Origin of the sequence: Cellvibrio sp. QJXJ, assembly GCF_024452345.1 — a bacterium.
Classification (GTDB): domain Bacteria; phylum Pseudomonadota; class Gammaproteobacteria; order Pseudomonadales; family Cellvibrionaceae; genus Cellvibrio.
The window spans coordinates 3,547,910-3,567,902 of sequence record NZ_CP101662.1 but is presented as its reverse complement, the minus strand read 5'-3'; the positions used below and the strand labels follow the sequence as shown (position 1 = coordinate 3,567,902).

Annotated in this window: 17 protein-coding genes; 8 read left to right on the top strand and 9 right to left on the bottom strand. The window is 52.0% G+C overall.

From position 1 onward, the window contains the following. Positions 1 to 39 precede the first annotated feature (39 nt). The 9 genes from fbaA to NNX04_RS15425 form a co-directional block, all read right to left on the bottom strand. Entirely contained in the window at positions 40 to 1,119 is a 1,080-nt protein-coding gene (fbaA, locus tag NNX04_RS15465) for a class II fructose-bisphosphate aldolase (protein WP_198284733.1), read from the bottom strand. Positions 1,120 to 1,293: 174 nt separating this feature from the next. Then, the gene (gene tpiA / locus NNX04_RS15460) at positions 1,294 to 2,064 is read right to left on the bottom strand and encodes a triose-phosphate isomerase (RefSeq protein WP_007638758.1); all 771 of its coding nucleotides are present in this window, start codon (positions 2,062 to 2,064) and stop codon (positions 1,294 to 1,296) included. 239 nt (positions 2,065 to 2,303) lie between these two features. Next, entirely contained in the window at positions 2,304 to 3,914 is a 1,611-nt protein-coding gene (locus NNX04_RS15455) for a diguanylate cyclase domain-containing protein (protein WP_261946374.1), read from the bottom strand. Further along, positions 3,911 to 4,336 carry a hypothetical protein gene (locus NNX04_RS15450; RefSeq protein ID WP_040391016.1) on the bottom strand — a complete coding sequence of 142 codons (426 nt, stop codon included), beginning with the start codon at positions 4,334 to 4,336 and terminating at the stop codon, positions 3,911 to 3,913. The genes NNX04_RS15455 and NNX04_RS15450 overlap by 4 nt, the downstream gene beginning before the upstream one ends. Continuing rightward, positions 4,336 to 5,610 (bottom strand): hypothetical protein, encoded by a 1,275-nt coding sequence (locus NNX04_RS15445; RefSeq protein WP_261946373.1) that lies wholly within the window; start codon positions 5,608 to 5,610, stop codon positions 4,336 to 4,338. The genes NNX04_RS15450 and NNX04_RS15445 overlap by 1 nt, the downstream gene beginning before the upstream one ends. A 100-nt stretch (positions 5,611 to 5,710) precedes the next feature. After that, on the bottom strand, positions 5,711 to 6,601 hold the full coding sequence (locus NNX04_RS15440; RefSeq protein ID WP_261946372.1) for a response regulator: 891 nt from the start codon (positions 6,599 to 6,601) through the stop codon (positions 5,711 to 5,713). Positions 6,602 to 6,703: 102 nt separating this feature from the next. Beyond that, positions 6,704 to 7,081 (bottom strand): TfoX/Sxy family protein, encoded by a 378-nt coding sequence (locus NNX04_RS15435; protein WP_007638764.1) that lies wholly within the window; start codon positions 7,079 to 7,081, stop codon positions 6,704 to 6,706. Positions 7,082 to 7,233: 152 nt separating this feature from the next. After that, positions 7,234 to 8,010, bottom strand: coding sequence for a peroxide stress protein YaaA (yaaA, locus tag NNX04_RS15430; RefSeq protein ID WP_261946371.1), 777 nt, complete (start codon positions 8,008 to 8,010; stop codon positions 7,234 to 7,236). A gap of 26 nt (positions 8,011 to 8,036) precedes the next feature. Then, on the bottom strand, positions 8,037 to 8,525 hold the full coding sequence (locus NNX04_RS15425; protein ID WP_007638766.1) for a DUF4265 domain-containing protein: 489 nt from the start codon (positions 8,523 to 8,525) through the stop codon (positions 8,037 to 8,039). Between the two features lie 77 nt (positions 8,526 to 8,602). Between NNX04_RS15425 and NNX04_RS15420 the strand changes: the two genes are divergently transcribed. From NNX04_RS15420 to hsdR, 8 genes are all read left to right on the top strand, one after another. Further along, the gene (locus NNX04_RS15420; protein ID WP_007638767.1) at positions 8,603 to 9,874 is read left to right on the top strand and encodes a M48 family metalloprotease; all 1,272 of its coding nucleotides are present in this window, start codon (positions 8,603 to 8,605) and stop codon (positions 9,872 to 9,874) included. A gap of 122 nt (positions 9,875 to 9,996) precedes the next feature. Beyond that, positions 9,997 to 10,566 (top strand): TRAP transporter small permease subunit, encoded by a 570-nt coding sequence (locus tag NNX04_RS15415; RefSeq protein WP_007638768.1) that lies wholly within the window; start codon positions 9,997 to 9,999, stop codon positions 10,564 to 10,566. Then, positions 10,560 to 11,933: a TRAP transporter large permease gene (locus NNX04_RS15410; RefSeq protein WP_261946370.1), complete on the top strand. Its 1,374-nt coding sequence runs from the start codon at positions 10,560 to 10,562 to the stop codon at positions 11,931 to 11,933. Before NNX04_RS15415 ends, NNX04_RS15410 begins: the two co-directional genes overlap by 7 nt. Positions 11,934 to 12,062: 129 nt before the next feature. Further along, positions 12,063 to 14,222: a hypothetical protein gene (locus NNX04_RS15405; RefSeq protein ID WP_261946369.1), complete on the top strand. Its 2,160-nt coding sequence runs from the start codon at positions 12,063 to 12,065 to the stop codon at positions 14,220 to 14,222. Between the two features lie 109 nt (positions 14,223 to 14,331). After that, positions 14,332 to 14,721 carry an acyl-CoA thioesterase gene (locus NNX04_RS15400; RefSeq protein WP_007638773.1) on the top strand — a complete coding sequence of 130 codons (390 nt, stop codon included), beginning with the start codon at positions 14,332 to 14,334 and terminating at the stop codon, positions 14,719 to 14,721. Between the two features lie 246 nt (positions 14,722 to 14,967). After that, on the top strand, positions 14,968 to 15,516 hold the full coding sequence (locus NNX04_RS15395; RefSeq protein ID WP_007638774.1) for a cytochrome b: 549 nt from the start codon (positions 14,968 to 14,970) through the stop codon (positions 15,514 to 15,516). A gap of 74 nt (positions 15,517 to 15,590) precedes the next feature. Next, positions 15,591 to 16,175, top strand: coding sequence for a YceI family protein (locus NNX04_RS15390; RefSeq protein ID WP_007638776.1), 585 nt, complete (start codon positions 15,591 to 15,593; stop codon positions 16,173 to 16,175). 277 nt (positions 16,176 to 16,452) lie between these two features. Then, a complete protein-coding gene (gene hsdR / locus NNX04_RS15385; RefSeq protein WP_261946368.1) occupies positions 16,453 to 19,965 on the top strand; it encodes a type I restriction-modification system endonuclease in 3,513 nt (1,170 codons plus the stop codon). Positions 19,966 to 19,993 lie beyond the last annotated feature (28 nt).

Genomic DNA, 19,993 nt, shown 5'->3' with positions numbered 1-19,993 from the left:
TCAAGAACGAAAAATAAATTTTTAGGCGCGACGAATAAATTAAATGTAGCGATTAATGCAATTTAAATCGGCAAAGGATTGTTCCAAACGCTTTACCATCACTTCTTCACTGTGACGCAACCATACCCGTGGGTCGTAGAATTTTTTGTTGGGTTTGTCATCGCCCTCGGGGTTGCCAATTTGCCCCTGCAAATAGGCTTCATTGGTTTTGTAATAATCCATAGTGCCCTGCCAGAAAGCCCATTGGGTATCGGTATCGATATTCATTTTAATCACACCGTAGCGGATGGCTTCCGCAATTTCTTCTGCGGCCGAACCCGAACCGCCGTGGAATACAAAATTCAAACTGTTGGCGGGCAAACCAAATTTTTCACTCACATAGGTTTGTGAATTTTTCAAAATAGACGGTGTGAGTTGCACGTTGCCGGGTTTATACACCCCATGCACATTGCCAAAAGAAGCAGCGATGGTGAATTTTTCGCTAATCGCGCTAAGTTTTTCATAAGCGTAGGCGACATCTTCCGGCTGGGTGTAAAGCGCGGAATTATCCAGATTGGTATTGTCTACGCCATCCTCTTCGCCACCGGTGCAGCCCAATTCAATTTCCAGGGTCACATCGATTTTTTTCATGCGCACCAAATACTCGGCTGAAATTTCGATATTTTCTTGCAGCGATTCTTCCGACAGATCGATCATATGCGAACTGAATAGGGGTTTACCGGTCTGCGCAAAATGGGTTTCGCTCGCCGCTAATAATCCATCGATCCAGGGCAATAATTTTTTGGCGGCGTGATCAGTGTGCAAAATCACCGGAACGCCATAAGCTTCCGCGACCGCGTGTACATATTTGGCGGCGGCGATAGAACCTAAAATCGAACTGCCCTGACCTTCAAGCTTGATACTTTTGCCCAGGAAAAATGCCGAACCGCCCTGCGACAGCTGCACAATGACCGGGGAATTTACCCGGCGCGCCGCTTCCAGGGTGGCGTTAATCGTATTGGTATTGCAGATATTGACGGCCGGGTAAGCGAAACCGCCCGCTTTGGCGGCAGCGAATAATTGATTAAGGGCATCGCCGGTAGCAACACCGGGGGCAACGAGGTTCGCGAGACTGTTCATCATCAAATCCTGAGCTGTGGTTGATTTTTTGTGATGACCGAGTTGTTCGCCGATTGGATTTTTTAGTTTTTCTTTTTTATGTCGAATATAAATTTATGTGCACATTTTTTACGATAGGGGCGCTGCTTGCCGCGCCCTTGTCATCTTTATCACACCGCCATGACGGTAAAAAATTTAGTCATTAATTTCCGCCAGTTCCGAAGCCTGCTCACAAATCGCCACAAAGTGACCTGGATCCAGGCTCGCGCCACCAACTAATAAACCGTCGATATCCGGCTGGCGCAGCAGTTCACTGGCGTTGGCTTTGGTCACACTGCCGCCGTACAAAATGCGCACGCGATTGGCGGTGTCTTCGTCAAACAGACGAACAACTTCCGCGCGAATGTATTGATGCACATGCTGGGCAATGGCCGGGGTCGCGGCGAGGCCGGTGCCAATCGCCCATACGGGTTCATAGGCGATGCACAGATCTTTACCGGCCAGATCCAACCCGCCCAAACCTTCACTCAACTGTTTAAACAACACCTGCTCAGTGATATTGGCTTCGCGCTCTTCGCGGTTTTCACCCACACACAACACCGGCAACAGACCGTGATTGAGCGCGGTATTCACTTTGATTTTGCAGCCTTCGTTGTTCTCGGCAAACATGGCGCGGCGCTCCGAGTGGCCGATCAGGCAGAGCGAGCAGCCAGCCTGCTTGAGCATTTGTGCCGAGGTCTCGCCGGTATAAGCACCCGATTCGTAACGGCTCACATTCTGGCTACCAATTTGCAATTCCGAGTACTGCAAAAAGGTGAGCATATCGCGCATGTACAAATAGGGTGGGCAGATAGCAATTTGCGCAGCAAAGTGCTTGCCAATAAACGAGGCCACGGAAGTGCAGATCAGGTCAAGGCCGCCATTGAGCTTCCAGTTGGCAATCACTATGGGTTTACGCTGTTTCATGGTTATGACTCAAAAAAGACCAGGAGCGTCCGGGCTATAGCCGGTCACCCTGTTTGGGTGGGCGCAGTTGATAGGGAAAATGCTACACAGGCGCGTGAAATCGAGCAAGCAACAAAAGGAGATATTTTGTTCAAAACTGCATTTATTTGGTTTTTTAATCCTAATTTATTGCATTTTTTGTGTGTAAACGTTTCAAATAGGGGACAATTAAAAATGTAATCGTTTACATTTTGTCGTATTTATTCGCCCTTACTAAGGCTGTGATCATGGCTGGGATCGTAAATCGCAAAGCGGTTTTTACCGCTGCGTTTGACCTGATACATGGCCTGATCCGCATGTTTGCGCAAGCTGAGCGGATTGTCGCCATGCTCGGGGTAGAGGGCGATGCCGATACTCATTCCAACCACCTCAAGAACGCCCGGCTGCACCGCGATGGGCACTTGTTGGGCATCGAGAATTTTCTGTGCGATACGCTGCACCATTTGCAGGTTGCCGGCGTGATTGAGCAGCAGCAGAAATTCATCGCCACCGATACGAGCCACCACATCGGAGTCGCGCACCAGCTTGCGCAGCCGCTGGGCGATGGCGACCAGCACCCGGTCGCCAGCGTCGTGGCCGTAGGTGTCATTAATAAACTTGAAGCGATCCAGGTCAATCAGCAGCACCGCAAAACGATTATCGCCTGGGCCACGCTGGTTAATCAGGGTATGCAGGGCGTCCTCTACCGATTGGCGGTTGCTCAACCCGGTCAGGGTGTCGGTCTCCGCCAGCTCGCGGGAGCGCCGCTCGGCGTGTTTGCGCTCGGTCACGTCGTACATCACACCTTCAATAGTAGCGGTCTGTTGCCTGCTACCTGCCGGTGAAAAAATACAGTGCACCCAGCGTTCGCGGCCGTCGGCCATGCTCTGGCGCAGGCGTAAATCGGCTGAATGGGGGCGCCCGGTGACGGCAGCCAATTGAATCAGCGAACCCGCTTCGAGGCTATCCAGAAATACGCTGTTAACGAGGTTTTCATGGCCGCTGCCAGCGGGTTGTTGTTCACTCAGGCCGGTGAGGCGGAAAAAAGCGGGGTTGGCAGTGATCAGCAAACCACCCTCGCGCACGAGGAAAATGCCGGCGCTGCTGTCCTCAAAAATACCGCGAAACCGGGTTTCCAACAGTTCGACGCGATGGCGCAGCTGGCGTTCCTCCTCCAGCATTGCCTCCACCGTGTGCAGCAGCGCGTTGATATCGCCACTGAGCTGGCCGATTTCATCCCCGCGATGCAAGCCGGTAACCGGGATTCGCCCGCCATCGCCGGGGGTAATCCGGTGTAGCCGCCCGGACAGGTTTACCAGCGGGCGGGTCATCATCCAATACACCAGAATCAATACCAGCAGCGCCACCACCGCCGCTTGGGCAGCAAGCCCGATGGCGGTGGCCATGGCCGAGTCGCGCGCGCGCAATTCAATCAGCGAACTATTGGGCATTACCGCCAGCTCGCCCACAATTTCTTCTTCATCAAAGGGGCCGTAAAGTGCCAGGGTGACCGGCGCACGACGCGGGTTTGGCGGCGCCTTACCCTGCTGGCCAATCACCTCATTGCCTACCGTAATGCGCGCACCAGTAACTATGTCGTTCTGGGCGAGGCCATCCACCACTTGCTGCGCCAGCTCGCGATTGCCTACATAGGCGGCGATGGCGGCAGTAGCGCGCACCGTCTCTAATAATTGCTGCACCGAGCGCTCGCTGTCGGCGAAGGATTGCTGGTAACTGTGCTGATAGAAATATTGCGACGACAGCGCCACCACCAACAGCGCAGCGGTAGCGACACTCAGGGAAACTTTGATGTGCAGGCTTCTGATATTCATGGTGTGGGGGACAGCTCCATCACCACTTTAACCCCCTTGGGTAGCGGTTGTGCAGGCACGTAGGCTATGGCGCTGGGGTCTTTGGCGACCGCATCGATAATCGCCTGGTCACTGGGAAATTGCTGGGGGGGCGACATACGTCCGGCAAATACCAGGGTGGCCCAGTAGGCATCCACCTGCGCCTCACTTTTGCCAGTCAGGGATTTATAAAAAAGCTCGCGCAGCGGCAGCCCAGCATTCCAGTCAAAAGTGCGCGCAGGGGCGCCATTGGGAAAGGATGATGCGCGCCCCATAAACAGATCTACCACCTGCTTTTGCTGCAGCTGGGTGAGCGGATTGCTGGCATGAACCACCACCACAATGTCAGTACCGAAGGCACTGGCGGGTAGCCACAACAGCAGTATCAGCAATAGTCTGCTCATCAAAACAACATATCCAAAGTAAGGCTGGTGACCGTACTGCGCTGGTCGGTTTGAATGGCTTGGCTCGAGTCGGTACGCAGCCACAGATTGGTGCCATCGGCATCGATACGGAACTCCTCCACCTGCACTTTAAGTGCCATTTTGGCCGCAAAATCCCAGCGGACTCCCGCCCCCGCGCTGGACTGATTAATTCGCACGCCGTTTAGGCTTACCCGGGTAATCTGGGCCAATTGTGCCACCTGTTCCGCCAACGGGCTGGGCAGACCGGCCGGGGCGCTTACATGAATCAACTCACGGCGCGGTTTGGAGCGGCCAGTGAGCGCATAAACCGTAAACTGGTTCAGGCGGCGACCGAGGCTCAGGTAGGCGCGATCACTCTGGGGCACCACCCCCACCTGGCTTTGCAGACGGCTGAATTCGCCCTGCAACAACCAGTCATTGTTGTCGTAGTTCAGCCCCAGGGCGTGATAGCTAAAACGGCGTTCATAGGTAGCCGTCATGTCTGCCAGCCCGGTCGCTTGCGGCCAGTAGGGGCTGACACTATTGAGTGCATTTACCAGCGAGCGGGTGGCGTTGTTGTTGATTTTGATATCGGCGTAGGTATAACGCAGCTTCCAGTGAGCGCGCTCTGCAGCCAGGCTGAAGCCGCCCGCATCAAAATCCAAACGGCTGTGCCCCTCGGAGCGCAGGCCAACGGGAAACTTCTGGTCATGGTTGCCGTAAAAGGCTTTGAGGCGGAGGGTGTTGCCGTTGAATTCAAACTGCTTGGCAAGGTCGATACCGTCGAGGTGGAAAATCGATAGCAAGCCATAAAAGTCATGGGGCGGGCGGGCCCAGGGGTAGGCGTAACCCACCTGGCGATAATCGGACAGGGTAAAAATATCCGCACCCATGCGCCCAACGCGCAGATCGACGCCATCCACCGGGCGATAGCCGATAAAAGCCCACTCCACCGCCTCCTCCAGGCCACTGTTAAAACGCTCCTTGGCGACCAGCTGCACGGTTGCGTCTAGCTGATGACTCCAGCGCCCATGCCATTGGGCACCGATAAGGCTATCGGTTTGCCATTCCCATGCACCGTCGTAGGAACCATCATCCTGGGAGACATCGCGACGGAACACCAGTTGATCGTTGCTACTGGTAACGAGCCCCAAGGTGGCAAAGCCGGAAAAATGGTGCTCGTTAATCGCTTGTGACAGGGGGGATACCAGCAAAGTAGCGGTACAAAGCAGGGTTGACGCAACAACACGAGGAGAAACAACGAAGCAAAACATGAACAACAACCTGTTAAGCCATGCCTGGCGTGTGCACAAAAGAATGGTCTGAGTATAGTCACCCAGGCCGCATTTGCCGCAGACCGGGGTGATAATCAGGCTACATCTGGGCGATATATTTGGACAGGGTCTCAAATTTTTCCGCATCGTTATCGACAAAACGCACCACGATTTTCACCACATTGGTATCCGGCCGGCCTTCACCGGCCTGAATACTGTGGACATAACCGTTCACCCGCGCCAAGCTGTTGCCATCGCCGGTTTCTATGTCCACTACCGCCTGTTCAAACAGGCCGGGCAGGTCGTCGCTGCGCTGCATTAAACCACTCATGAGTTGCAGCGACATTTCACGGATCACGACGCCAAAGGTGCGATTATTGGCAAAGCGTAGCTGCGCCTTGCCTTTAACGGTTTTGGCCGGCGCCGCAACCGCCTGCACCGCCGGTTTGGCGCCCAGTGCGCCTGCACTGTTATTTGTAAAAGGGCTGGCGAAGGGGTTAACTACTGGCGCCGCGGGCTTGGGAGCGGGTTTGGCGCCACCGGTCAGCACATCCACCGAAGCAAAGGCTATGCCCTGAGTGGTGGCACTGCGCGCGCTGGCGACGGGCGTTTTACCCGCCAATTTGAGCTGTTTGAAGACTTTTTTCAGCAACTCATCGGCCGAAAAGGGTTTGGAGAGGTAATCGGAGACGCCCAATTCAATCGCTTTGACTATGTGATTGCGATCACCGCGACTGGAAATCATGATAAACGGCACTGTGCCGGCATTGGGCATAGCGCGCACCGCCGTAAGCAGTTCAGCGCCCGTCATATTGGGCATTTCCCAGTCCGAGAGAATCAAATCCACACTTTGATTTTTCACCTGCGCCAGGGCGCGATTGCCGTCGGGTGCATCCAACACTTCCACACCGGGAATCTTGTCCCGCAACTGTTTTTTGATCATGTCGCGGATGAAAGTGGCATCGTCCACCACCAGAATACGTATTGCCATTGCACGGCTCCCAGGCTGTATATCCCTAGAGCCTAGCCCAAGTTTGGCGCCTGTGCAGGCTTAATAACGCTTTGCCGGCAAGGAGTTAGGGTAGACCCGCGATCAGGCGCGAACGCGGCGCGGCAGCAGGGAAACTATGTTGCTATCTTCGTCAGCGGAGTAGGTGGCGATTGAAGCGTCAACGGCAATACGCACCCAATGGCGCAGTTCATTTGGCTCGTCGAGCAGGTGGTCGGGCAGGTGGTAAAAATCGGATTGCAGCGCTACACCACGCGGCTGCAAGGTCTGCATAGCCTGTTGCTGGTAGAGCGGGCGAGAGCAGTCATCGGCGCGGAAATAGAGGCGATCATTCACGATCAGCGCAAATTGAACCCCGTGGTGATAGATCGCCGCACCATTAAAAATACGGCGATAAGCCACCTCTGCCACGCGCGACAAGCGGGCAATAACATGGTCCAGATAGCGGTTGCTCAGACTCATGGGTGACTTCCTATCCTGTCGCGGCGGGCGCGCATTGGGTTATTGATTTGATGGTGCCAAGATCCAAGTTTTGGCATGGGCAGAGGATAGATCAATTTTTGACGTCAGAAAATGCCTCAACACAAAATCTTACAAATCGACCAGCGGCGGGCTTAAACCAGCTCGGCACGGGTAAACACCCATTCGGTGGGCGATGACATGGCCTTGTTGTAGCGGTATCCCGCGCTATCAAACCCCTTCAGCTGCTCGGCCGCCGTGAGCTGGTTTTGCACTATGTAGGCACTCATCATGCCGCGCGCTTTTTTGGCAAAGAAGCTGATGATTTTGTACTGGCCGTTTTTTTGATCCTTAAACACCGGGGTAATCACCTCGGCCTGCAACCTTTTAGGGTTCACCGCTCCCCAGTATTCGGTGGAGGCGAGGTTGACCAGCACCCGCTCACGCTGTTGCTCCAACTCGGCATTGAGCTGGTCGGTGATGATATCGCCCCAAAAGTGATAGAGATTTTTGCCGCGCGGGTTGGCAAAACCGGTGCCCATTTCCAGCCGGTAGGGCTGGATCAAATCCAGCGGGCGCAGCAAGCCGTAAAGGCCGCTGAGAATACGTAAATGTTGCTGGGCAAATTCGAAGTCGTTGGCGCCGTAATTTTCAGCCGCCATACCGGTGTAAACATCACCTTTGAACGCCAGCACCGCTTGTTTGGCATTGGCCGGGGTAAAGGGCGCCTGCCACTCCAAAAAGCGCTGGGCGTTGAGCTGCCCGAGTTTTTCGCTGATGGACATCAGCTTGGACACCTGCGCGGGCGGCAACTGACGCAGGTCGTTAATCAGCAGCTGCGAGTGCTCCAGAAATTGTGGTTGGCTATAAATAGCGGTGGGCGATGGGCTATCAAAATCCAGGGTTTTAGCGGGAGAAATTACATGCAACATAAATAGGGGACGTCACCACAAAAGGATTATTCGGGTTTAAGCAGATCCAGCCACCAATTGAGCGGTGTTTGGCCGTCGGTGGGGTCGTAGACATTGCCGTACATCCACGCGCTTTGGCCGTCGCGCCCCACAAATTCGTTAAGAATATTTTCAATGGCGCTAAAGCCGCAGCTCACGTGGATGGAATACACCAGCATACGCGGTGTTTCGCGATCCAGTTCACCGCCCAGTTTTTCCAACTCGGGGGTGAGCTGATCGGCGATGGATTGAATATCGCTGCGGCTAAATACACGAATACTCAGATTTCCACTGCGCTGTACCAGGTCAAATTCACGGGTGTCGCTGAGCATTTTGACTACATCACCACTGGCCAGGCCCTTGGCAAACGCGGGCGATTGCACCAACTGGAAATTGCCGTCCTCCAATTCACGCACATGCAGCTGCTCGACAATCGGTTTGCCGTCTGCACCCAGGCCGGCAAAAAGTTCTATCACTTGTAGGGATTTTTTCGACACGTATTCACCTTGTATTAAAATCTTGCCGTCAAACTAGTTGTGGCATTATACCCACCTCTGTCACAAGGAGTTCCACTATGAAACTGTTCTCGCAATTACTTGTACTCGCCAGCCTCAGCCTGCTGATGACTGGCTGTGTGGTTAATCCGGTTACTGGTAAAAGCCAGTTGTCGATCATGTCCCCCGAACAGGAAATCGCCACCGGCACCCAGAACTATGGGCCGGGCCAACAGGCGCAAGGCGGTCAATATGTGGTGGACCCGGGGCTGACGACCTATGTGCAACAGGTGGGCAAAAAATTGGCCGCGGTGAGCGACCGCCCCAACCTGCCCTATGAATTTGTGGTGCTCAATAACGATGTACCCAATGCCTGGGCGATGCCCGGTGGCAAATTGGCGATCAACCGCGGGTTGTTGGTTTATCTGGAAGATGAAGCCCAACTCGCCGCCGTACTGGGCCATGAAATTGTGCATGCCGCCGCCCGTCACAGCGCGCAACAGCAAACCCAAAATGTGTTGATGGGTGCAGGCGTGTTGATTGCCGGTGTTGCCATCGCCGAGAAAAAACCGGAATACGGTGTACTTGGCATGGGAGCGATGGCCGTAGGTGCCCAGGCATGGCAAGCAAAATACGGCCGCAGCCATGAGCTTGAGTCGGATGAAGTGGGCATGAAATATATGGCCAAAGCCGGTTATGACGCCCAAGCGGCAGTCGAGCTGCAAGAAATTTTTGTGAAACTGTCGGAAGGGCGCAATAGCGGTTTTATTGAGGGCTTGTTTGCCAGCCATCCTCCGTCACAATCGCGCGTGGACGCCAACCGTAAACACGCCGCGCAATACCCCGGCGGGGTGCGCAACAAGGCGCAATTCCAACGCGCCATGGCGCAGGTAAACAAAGACAAAAAAGCCTACGAAAATTATCAAAAAGCACAAAAACTCGCGGGCGAGAAAAAATACATCGATGCGCAAAACTACGTTGAACAAGCCATCGCCCAACAACCCAGAGAAAATTTATTTTGGGAGATGAAAGGCCAGCTGTTAATGCAGCAGAAAAAAGACAATGAAGCCGTAGTGGCTCTGGATCGCGCGATTCAAGCCAACCCGCAATATTTCAAACCCTATGTGTTCCGTGGCATCGCCTACAAACAATTGGGTAAAAACGATATGGCGGAAAAAGATTTGACCACCAGCCAGCGCTATTTGCCCACCCAAATTGCCACCTATTATTTAGGTGAAGTTGCACTCGCCAAAGGCAACCGCAGCCAAGCTGCCCAATATTTCCAACAAGCGGCGCAAGGCGGCGGGGAAATTGGCGAAGCAGCGAAGGGACAACTGGGCAAATTGCAGTAATGCAACCGGCAACAACCGCTAAAACATGGCCATAGCAGGGAGGCTAGGCCATAAAAAATGGCGGCGACTATAAGCGCAATGCGTATAATCGCCGCCACACAATTCTGATAACAAATTTCATCATGACCATCTCCTCTCCCGCACTGCCAACATCCCCCTGGTTTATCCGCCTGCTCGATTCCATCGCTGAATTTACCGGCACCACTACCGCATGGCTGACCGGCATTATGGTTATTGTCACCGCGATTGTAGTGGGCTTGCGCCACGGCTTTGATATTGGCTCCATCGGCCTGCAGGAGTCGGTGACTTATATGCACGCGGCGGTATTTATGCTGGGCGCGGCCTACACCTTAAAAAACGATGGCCATGTGCGCGTGGACATACTGCATAAAAAAATGTCGCCGCGCTCCCGCGCCTGGGTGGAAGTCTTAGGCAGTTTATTGTTCACCTTGCCGGTGATGATATTTATCGGCTGGGGCAGTTTGGAATTTGTGCAGGAAAGTTGGCGAATTAACGAAGGCTCCACCGACTCAGGCGGTATCGGCGGCGTGTATTTATTAAAAACCCTATTGCCAGTCATGGCAGTGAGTGTGGGCTTACAAGCCATCGCTGAATTGCTGCGCAGTTTGTTGGTTTTGATGAATATGGCTCCAACCAATGTGGACAAGATCGGGGAGCAACCAGCATGCTGATTGAATTAATTCCGCTGCTGATGTTTGCAGCTATTTGTGTGTTTTTAATGTTTGGCTACCCGGTTGCTTTTACCCTTGCCGGCGTTGCGCTGCTATTTGCCGGGCTGGGTATCGTGGGCGGCATATTTGATCCGAATTTATTAAAAAGTTTTCCCGCACGCCTCTACGGCATTATGAATAACTACACCTTGGTAGCCGTGCCGCTGTTTGTATTTATGGGCACGGTGTTGGAAAAATCCCGCCTCGCCGAAGACCTGCTGGAAAATATGGCCAAAGCCTGTGGCCGCTTGCCCGGTGGTTTGGGCATTTCAGTCGTTGTGGTGGGCGCCATGCTGGCCGCCAGCACCGGCATAGTCGGCGCGACGGTAGTAACTATGGGTTTGATGTCGCTGCCGCTCATGCTCAAACGCGGTTACGCACCCAGTTTTGCCTGCGGCACCATTTGCGCCACCGGCACCCTCGGGCAAATTATTCCGCCCTCCATCGCACTGGTATTACTCGGCGATGTGCTCTCCAGTGCCTATCAACAAGCGCAACTAAAACTGGGCGTGTTCAACCCCAAAACTATTTCGGTGGGCGATTTATTTGTCGCCGCCATAGTACCGGGCATCGCCCTGGTGGTGCTCTACATCCTTTACGTTTTTTTCACCGCCTGGCTGCGTCCCACGATTATTCCGCGCGTGGTCATTGATGCGCAGGAAGAGAAAGTTTCCCTGTTGCGGGTGTTACTGAGTTTGCTGCCGGTATTGTTATTAATCGGTTTGGTATTGGGTTCGATTTTAATCGGCGCCGCCACCCCCACTGAAGCGGCCGGTGTGGGCGCACTGGGTGCCTGTTTACTGGCACTGGCGAAAAAACAATTGAGCTTCCAGCGCCTGCGCGAGGTATCGCAATCCACCATCAAAATTAGCGCAATGATTTTTATGATTCTCATTGGCGCGTCATTATTTTCATTGGTGTTTCGCGGTTTTGGCGGCGAAGAATTAGTGCACGGCTTTTTCAGCCAATTGCCCGGTGGCGTTTTTACCGCCGTGCTGCTGGTAATGTTGGTGATGTTTGTTCTGGGTTTTATTCTCGACTTTATTGAAATTATTTTTGTAGTAGTGCCGATTGTGGCACCGGTACTGCTCGCTATGGGTGTCGATCCCATTTGGCTCGGCATTATGATTGCGGTGAATTTACAAACCTCTTTCCTCACCCCGCCCTTTGGTTTTGCGCTGTTTTATTTGCGTGGCGTTGCACCCGCCAACATTGCCACCAGTGCGATTTATCGCGGCGTTATTCCGTTTATTGCCCTGCAATTAGTGTTGCTCTGCGTCATGGCACTCTGGCCGGAGTTAGTGACCTGGTTACCGGCGCAGTTGTAACACATTTTTTAACAACTCCCACCCGCGCGCTGTGCGACCATTTGCCACTTTATTTTGCACTGGCATTCTTTCTGGTTTAGTCGCAAATGCGGCTAAACAAGGATTTTTTTCATTACAAGGAGAACTACCATGTTAACGCTCATGCGTTTTAGCGCAGCACTTGTTGCACTCAGTTTAGCCGCCTGCGGTGGCGGTGGCAGCGACGACAAACCCAATCGCAGTTCCAGCTCACTGAGCAGTACACCCGTGAGTTCGGTCGCTAATTCATCAACAACGTCTCTCGCTGTTTCATCCAGCAGTGCCGTATCCGTATCCAGTTCACTCTTGAGTTCAAGCTCAACCAGCTCCTCGTCTGCCATCGCCCTGAGCGTGAAAGTAAACGGGGCGATTAGCGGTTTTGACACCAATGGCAATAGCATTGAGTTGGATGCAGATCTGGTCAGCATTGAAATGCATTTATTGGATGCCGAAGACAATTCACTGACGCAGGCGACCCCCATCGCCAGCAGTTATAACTTGAGTGAACAATTGCGTTTTAATGCCGACCTTAGCGCAGCAGATGCCACCCGTTTAGCTGTCACTATTAATTATCCCGGTTACACCAGTTACGCGCGCCGGTTGGATGTAACTGAAGTCATTAACCTCGATGCCAAATTGCAAGCGGTGCCAGTGCAAACCATTGTGCCCGGCAATGCAACCACCGTTACCGGTATTGAACTGGCTGGTTTTAATGTACAAGTCAGCGGCGACGATGCGCAGCAGAGCAACAGTTTGCTGATTCATATTCCGCAGTCCTTATTGCCCGATGACACCAGCTCGCTGGAAGTTGCGGTGCGCACCTTTGACCCCAATGATCCGGACGATGCGGAATTTTTCCCCGGCGCCTACGCTGATTCTGATGGCAATGAATTGGCCTCTGTCGGTTTTAATTTTGCCGATATCAAAACCAACAGCAATGAAACGCTGGCGGTAGCAATGCACAAAGCCCGGCAACAAAAATTAGCCAAGTTGGGCGGTGCGCAAAAAACCTTGGCCCAAGAGCCGGTGATGATTGAATACCAAATTCCCGCACAGAGCTGCAAATTACTCGAAAGCCTGGGTGATGCCGACAGCGCACGCGATGGTTTTCAGGTGCCGCTTTATACATACAATTCCAGCTCGGGTTTGTGGGACTCCATCGGCCACGGCACGGTATTTACCAGCAGCGGCCAACAAGTTGCAGCAACACAAAGTGTGTTTGAATGCGATACCACAAGTTTTTATTTGATTGCCCTCGTTGATAATTCCATCTTCCAACGGGAGTGGTGGAACCTGGATTACCCTCTCGCCTTTAGCCAACCCATTGATTACTGCGCGCAGATCCAGATAAAAAATCCCGAAGGGCAATCACTCGCGGGCATTAACGGTTTGGTGATGGACAATGACAGCGACTTTAATTTCGCCTCGACATTCTTTACCACCGATAGCGATGGCAAAGCGCACGTGCGTATTTCGCAATCCAGTATCAACCCCGACCTGCAAGCTGAGGTGATTTTTTTCAATCAGGATGAATTCAGTTACGTCAGTAAAACCATTACCCTTTCCAGCAATTGCGATGACACCGCGGTGCAAATACTGGAATTGGTTCGCCCACAATTGTGTGAGGTGAGCGGCAGCGTGTTCTATGAAAACGGAGCACCGGTAACACGGAATCTGGTATACGGTTCTACGCCATCAGGGACACCCAATGAAGAAATTATTTGGGGTTTTGATTTTGCCTACAGCGACGCGCAAGGTGCCTATCGCCTGAATTTACCCTGCGGCGGCGAATTTGAAATATTTAATTTCGCCTCATTGCTGGCGCAATCCGGTGAACCGGATAACGGTATGCAACTCACGCGCATTGACGGCAACCTCGATGCCGACGAGCAGAGTGACAACGGCCAGCAAGTGGTGATGAAAACGCTGGAAGTGGAATTCCACCAACCAATCGTCACCGGCACTTATAACCCCGCCACCGATGAATTGGCACTCATGGCCTACGGCGGATTTGATGCATTCCCCATGACCGGACAAGTCAGCGTAAAAAGTATTGATGGCACCATCACCCATCAAACTTTTAACGGCACCTTCACTGCCGATAGCAGCAGTGACGATGAGGAAATGCAGTTCTTCTTTGTGGGCGAGTTGAACCGCACGCTGAGCTTGCCAGCCACCAGCGACAGCGGCTACTTGTTGGAACTCACCCTGACCGATGCCTTTGGCAACACCTGGACGGCAGTGCCCGGTGTTATCGCCATCACGCCGTAACACCAACCGGCTTTGGGTTCAACCTGCACGGCTCCGGCACACACCGGGGCCGTTTTTTATTCAACCGCTATACTCACCCAATCTGTTTATCAATATCCGAGGACACAGGATGCAGCCCGCCACCAACCCTACCGGCACACTCACCCTGCAAACCATCACCATGCCCGCCGATACCAACCCGTTTGGCGATATTTTTGGCGGCTGGGTGATGGCGCAGATGGATATCGCCGGCGCCATCCACGCCAATGAAATCTCCCATGGGCGGGTGGCCACAGTGGCAGTGGGCAGCATGGTATTTATGCGCCCGGTGCCAGTGGGCGCCATCATCAGCTGTTACACCAGCACCCTGCGCATAGGCAACACCTCCATCCGCGTCAAAGTGGAAGTCTGGATCAAGGATTTCCTCACCCACAACATACTGCAGGTCACCCAGGGCGAGTATGTTTATGTCGCCATTGACGAGCAGGGGCAAAAGCGACCAGTGCTCAAAAGCACGTAAAAATCCGATTGAATCCCCCGAAATTTGAATCATAAAGAACGAAAAAACTGATCAAATGATCTTTTACAGTCTTTGCACAATTGCCTGAATTTCCCCTAACACTTTGATATAAAAACACTTTTAAGTGTAAAGCGGGATTTACACAGCACCATTGCCATAGTGTCGCACTTCGGGGCTAGACTAGGTGCTGCTGTAATTCGCAAGGCTTGCTGTTATCTTGAATAAAAGCACACCCCAGAGGCACCTATGCTCAAGGATTCTTCCGCCGGATACGGCCTGATTTCAATTGTTATCCACTGGCTCAGCGCACTGCTGATTTTGTTTTTATTTGGCCTGGGTATCTACATGACCGGGCTGGGTTATTACGACGACTGGTACCACAAAGGCCCGGCACTGCACATCAGCCTCGGCTTGATTGTGCTGCTGCTCATGCTGGCGCGCGTCACCTGGCGCCTGCTCAATCCCACCCCCGTCGCATTGGGCGATAAACCGGTGCAACTCATGGCCGCCAAACTGGTCAAATGGGGCCTGTATCTGGCGATTTTTGTGGTGTTGATTAGCGGCTACCTCATCACCACCGCGGAAGGCAAACCCGCCAGTTTATTTGATTGGATTTACTTTCCTGCGCTTGCCGAACTCCGCGCCGACCAGGTCGACCTTGCAGGTGAACTGCATGAATACCTGGCCTGGGGAATAATTGCACTGGTGGTATTACACGTCGCCGGCGCGCTGGTACATCACTTTGTAGTACGCGACCGCACACTGGTGCGCATGCTCAAGCCGGTGAAAAAATAATTTTGCAACACTGTGTGACTAGATCATTAATTAACTATTGCTCGACAACCGTTTAACCCTAAAGGAGTTTTACTATGTTAAAAAAATCCCTGCTTGCCCTCGCCGTATCCAGCATTGGCGTTATGAGCCTGCCCGCTTTGGCAGACACCTATGAAATTGACGCCAAAGGCGCCCACGCCTCCATCAACTTTGCTGTTAAGCATTTAGGCTACAGCTGGTTGACTGGCCGCTTCGACACTTTCTCCGGCGAGTTCACCTACGACCCAGCCAAACCCGAAGCCAGCACTATCAATGTCACTATCGACACCACCAGTGTTAACTCCAACCACGCCGAGCGTGACAAACACCTGCGCAGCCCGGATTTCCTCAACGTGGAAAAATTCCCCAAAGCCACTTTTGTCAGCAAACAAATCAAAGTGGATGGCGATGACAAAGACGAATTCGACATCATCGGCGACCTGACCCTGAATGGTGTGACCAAAAGCATCACCATCGAAGTGGATAAAGTCGGCGAAGGTAAAGACCCATGGGGCGGCTACCGCGCCGGTTTTGAAGGCGAAACCGAAATCAACATGAAAGATTTCAATATCAAAATGGATTTAGGCCCAGCATCACAAACTGTGAAATTGGAATTGCATGTGGAAGGTATTAAAAAATAATTCAGCGCGAATTATTCTTCCTTGTGCGCTTAAATGCGCAATAAAAAAAGAGGCCACTGCGGCCTCTTTTTTTATGTGTCGATATTATCAGTTCGCAGCCAGCTCAACTAATCGCCCCACACTGCTTTGCCAGTCTTCAAAATCTTGTTAAGGTACAGCGCACCTAAGGAACAGGTGATGGCAACTCGTACAGTAGCAAGGATCAGGCATAATTGAGGAATCATTAGCCCTTGGGTAAATACCCCACCCACTGGCGAGCATCAATGGAGTTTGACCTTTGATATCTTCCAGCCCTGAATCGACCAATTTTGATTTTCTCCAAGAACATGACCCCGTTTTTGTACAGCTTGCGGCAGCGGCTGAGCGTTCTTTCATCAGTGATCCTAACACTACGTTGATTAAGTTGCGCCAACTGGGTGAAGCCATAGCTCAGGATTTGGCCGCGCGCTGCAATATTCGCTTCGATGAACGCACCACGCAGTTGGAGTTACTGCAGCAAATTCGCCATGAGATTCGCCTGGAGCCTAATGTGCTGGAGCTGTTCCACTTATTAAGAGTGGAAGGCAATAAAGCGACTCACCAATTTAAAACCCACCACAAAGAAGCTATTACCGGTATGCGTGCCGCGCGCGAGCTGGCTGTTTGGTACCAGCGTGCATTTGGTAAGCAAGGCGCTGCATTTAAGCCAGCGCCGTTTGCGGCTCCTAAAGATCCTTCAATCGAATTGCGTGAGCTGCAGATTCACATTGCGCAGTTAAAAAGCCAATTAACAGCAACGAATCAGCAGGCATCCGGCAACACTCAACTGCAAGAACTGTTGCAGCGCGAAAAAGAAGAATATGAAGTGCTGGCGCAGCAGATGGATGCTGAAGCTCGTCAATACAAACAGCTAGCTCAAGATACTGAAAAGAGGCTTATCGCCCAGCAGCAAGAATTTGAAGCGCGAATAAAGCAGCTGCAAGATGATCTTGCCCTTCAGTCAGCTGAGCATCAAAAAATCTTGCAGCAACAAGTGGTGCAAGTAAGCCAAAAAACGCAAAAAGCGAGTTCTATGCTTTCGTTGAATGAGGAATTAACCCGTGCTTTTATAGATAAGCAATTAATTGAGGCTGGTTGGGAGGCGGATACCCAAGAGCTGGATTACAAAAAGGGCGCGCGCCCGGAAAAAGGTAAGAACAAAGCGATTGCCGAATGGCCCACAACGGCAGGTCAGCGCGCAGACTATGTGTTGTTTGCCGGGCTAATTCCCATTGCCGTAGTAGAAGCAAAGCGCGAAAACGAAAACGTCGCCGGTAAAATTCCGCAGGCCGAACGTTATTCTCGCGGCTTTAAAATGGATGCAACGCTGATGCCTGCTTGGGCGGAGCAGGGTAGAACCATCGCCTGGCCTGATGCTGCCGAAGGCCATTTTCATATTCCGTTTGTTTATTCCTGCAATGGCCGTGCATTTGTCAAACAGTTAAAGGAACAATCGGGCACATGGTTTAGGGATGTGCGCGAGCCCTCCAATATTGCCGAGCCGCGGGAAAAATTTCATTCGCCGGCGGGCTTGTTGGATAAATTAAAACGCAGCCGTGAACTTGCCGAACAAAAATTAAAAGCCGAAGGTTTTACTTACCTCAAGCTGCGGGATTATCAAGAAAAAGCGATTGTTGCTGTTGAGTCTGCACTAGCCAACGACCAGCGTAATTGTCTGCTGGCGATGGCAACCGGTACCGGAAAGACCCGCACCATTATCGGTTTGATATATCGCTTCCTAAAAGCCGAGCGCTTCAAACGCATTTTGTTTTTGGTGGATCGCACAGCCTTGGGAAATCAAGCATTGGATTCCTTTAAAGAAGCCAAGCTTGAAGAAAACAAAACCCTCTCCTCGATTTACAACATCGCCGAATTGGGCGATATGGCCGCCGAAGCGGAAACGCGCGTGCAGGTGGCTACCGTGCAGGCGATGGTAAAGCGTTTGTTTGCCTCGGATAACCCACCCACAATTGATGCCTACGATTGCATCATCGTTGACGAAGCTCACCGTGGTTATACCCTTGACCAGGAAATGACGGAGGGCGAACTAGCCACGCGCGATGCTGCGCAATATCTTTCCAGTTATCGCCGCGTACTAGACTATTTTGATGCAGTTAAAATCGGATTAACCGCCACACCTGCAAAACACACCAGCGAGATTTTCGGTAAACCCGTTTATACCTATTCCTACCGTGAAGCCGTGGCCGACGACTGGTTGATCGACCATGAACCGCCGATTCGCTATGAAACCTTATTGAGTAAAAACGGCATTAAGCTCGATAAAGGTTCGGCGGTCAGTGCGATCAATACCTATACAGGCGAAATTGAATCCGCCTTGCTGGAAGATGAAATCAATTTTGATGTGGAAGCCTTTAACCGCAAGGTGATTACCGAAGGCTTTAACCAAGTCATTTGCGAACAGCTCGCCAAAGAGCTTGATCCCTTTGGCGATGAAAAAACCATGATCTTTTGTGCAACCGATTTACATGCCGATATGGTTAAACGCTTGTTAGATGAAGCCTTTAAAGAAATTCACAACGGCAGCTACAGCGAAGCCGCCGTGCGTAAAATTACTGGCAAAAGCGACAAGGTAGATCAGTTAATTCGCAACTATAAAAACGAACGTTACCCCAATATCGCCATTACCGTAGATTTGTTAACAACGGGTATAGATGTTCCAAAAATTTGTCATTTGGTTTTTCTGCGCCGTGTTAAATCACGTATTTTGTACGAGCAAATGATTGGCCGTGCCACACGCCGTGCCGATGACATTGGCAAAACTGTATTTAAAATTTACGACCCGGTGGATATATACGCTGCCTTGCAATCGGTCAGCACCATGAAGCCGCTGGTGCGCGACCCCAATATCACACTCGAACAGTTGGTTGATGAACTGACTAATCCCGATACGCTTGAGAAAGGTTTAAATGCACCCGGTGTGCAAGCCGATACCAGCCATGCGCAAGATGTATTGGCAGAGCTTGGCCAGAAAATTATGCGCGTCATGCGTAAAGCGCATAAAGCGGCAGAGTCCAAACCCGAGTTAAAACAAAAGTTGGATGAACTGGAAAACCTTTGGGGCGTTGCGCCGCAAAAACTGCATCAGCACTTGCATGAGTTAGGCCCACGCCAGGCGGCAGAATTTATGCGCCGCAACAACGGCTTTATCAAATCAGTCGATGAAGTGAAGTTTATTCTGGGCAGCGAACATAGGCCGATTATTTATGAAGGGCGCGATGAGTTTTTAACGCGCGAGCAAAACTTTGGCGTAAATGAAAAGCCTGCGGATTACCTGCTCAGCTTTAACGATTTTATTAAAAATAATATCAACCACTCGGCAGCACTGGCGGTGGTTGTTAATAAACCTAAAGACCTGACCCGCGACCAACTCAAAGAAATCAAAGTGCTGCTGGATAACAACGGCTACAGCGAGACCAAACTCAAAGCCGCATGGCGCAACAGCACCAATCAGGAAATTGCCGCCAGCATTATTGGCCACATCCGCCAAGCGGCTTTGGGTGAGCCATTAATTCCCTTTGATCAGCGTGTAAACAATGCTCTGCAAAAAATCCTCGCCTCACACTGTTGGTTGCCCCCGCAGCGCAAATGTCTTGAGCGCCTGGGTAAGCAGTTAGTGCATGAAGTTATTATCGATCAGGGCTTTGTTAACAGCGCCTTTGCTCAGGAAGGTGGTGCTAAGCGGGTAGATAAGTTGCTGGATAATCAGTTGAATCAGGTGTTGGGGCAGTTAGCAGCGGAGTTGTGGGGCTAACTTATCTATTTGTTAAGAAGTGCAAATA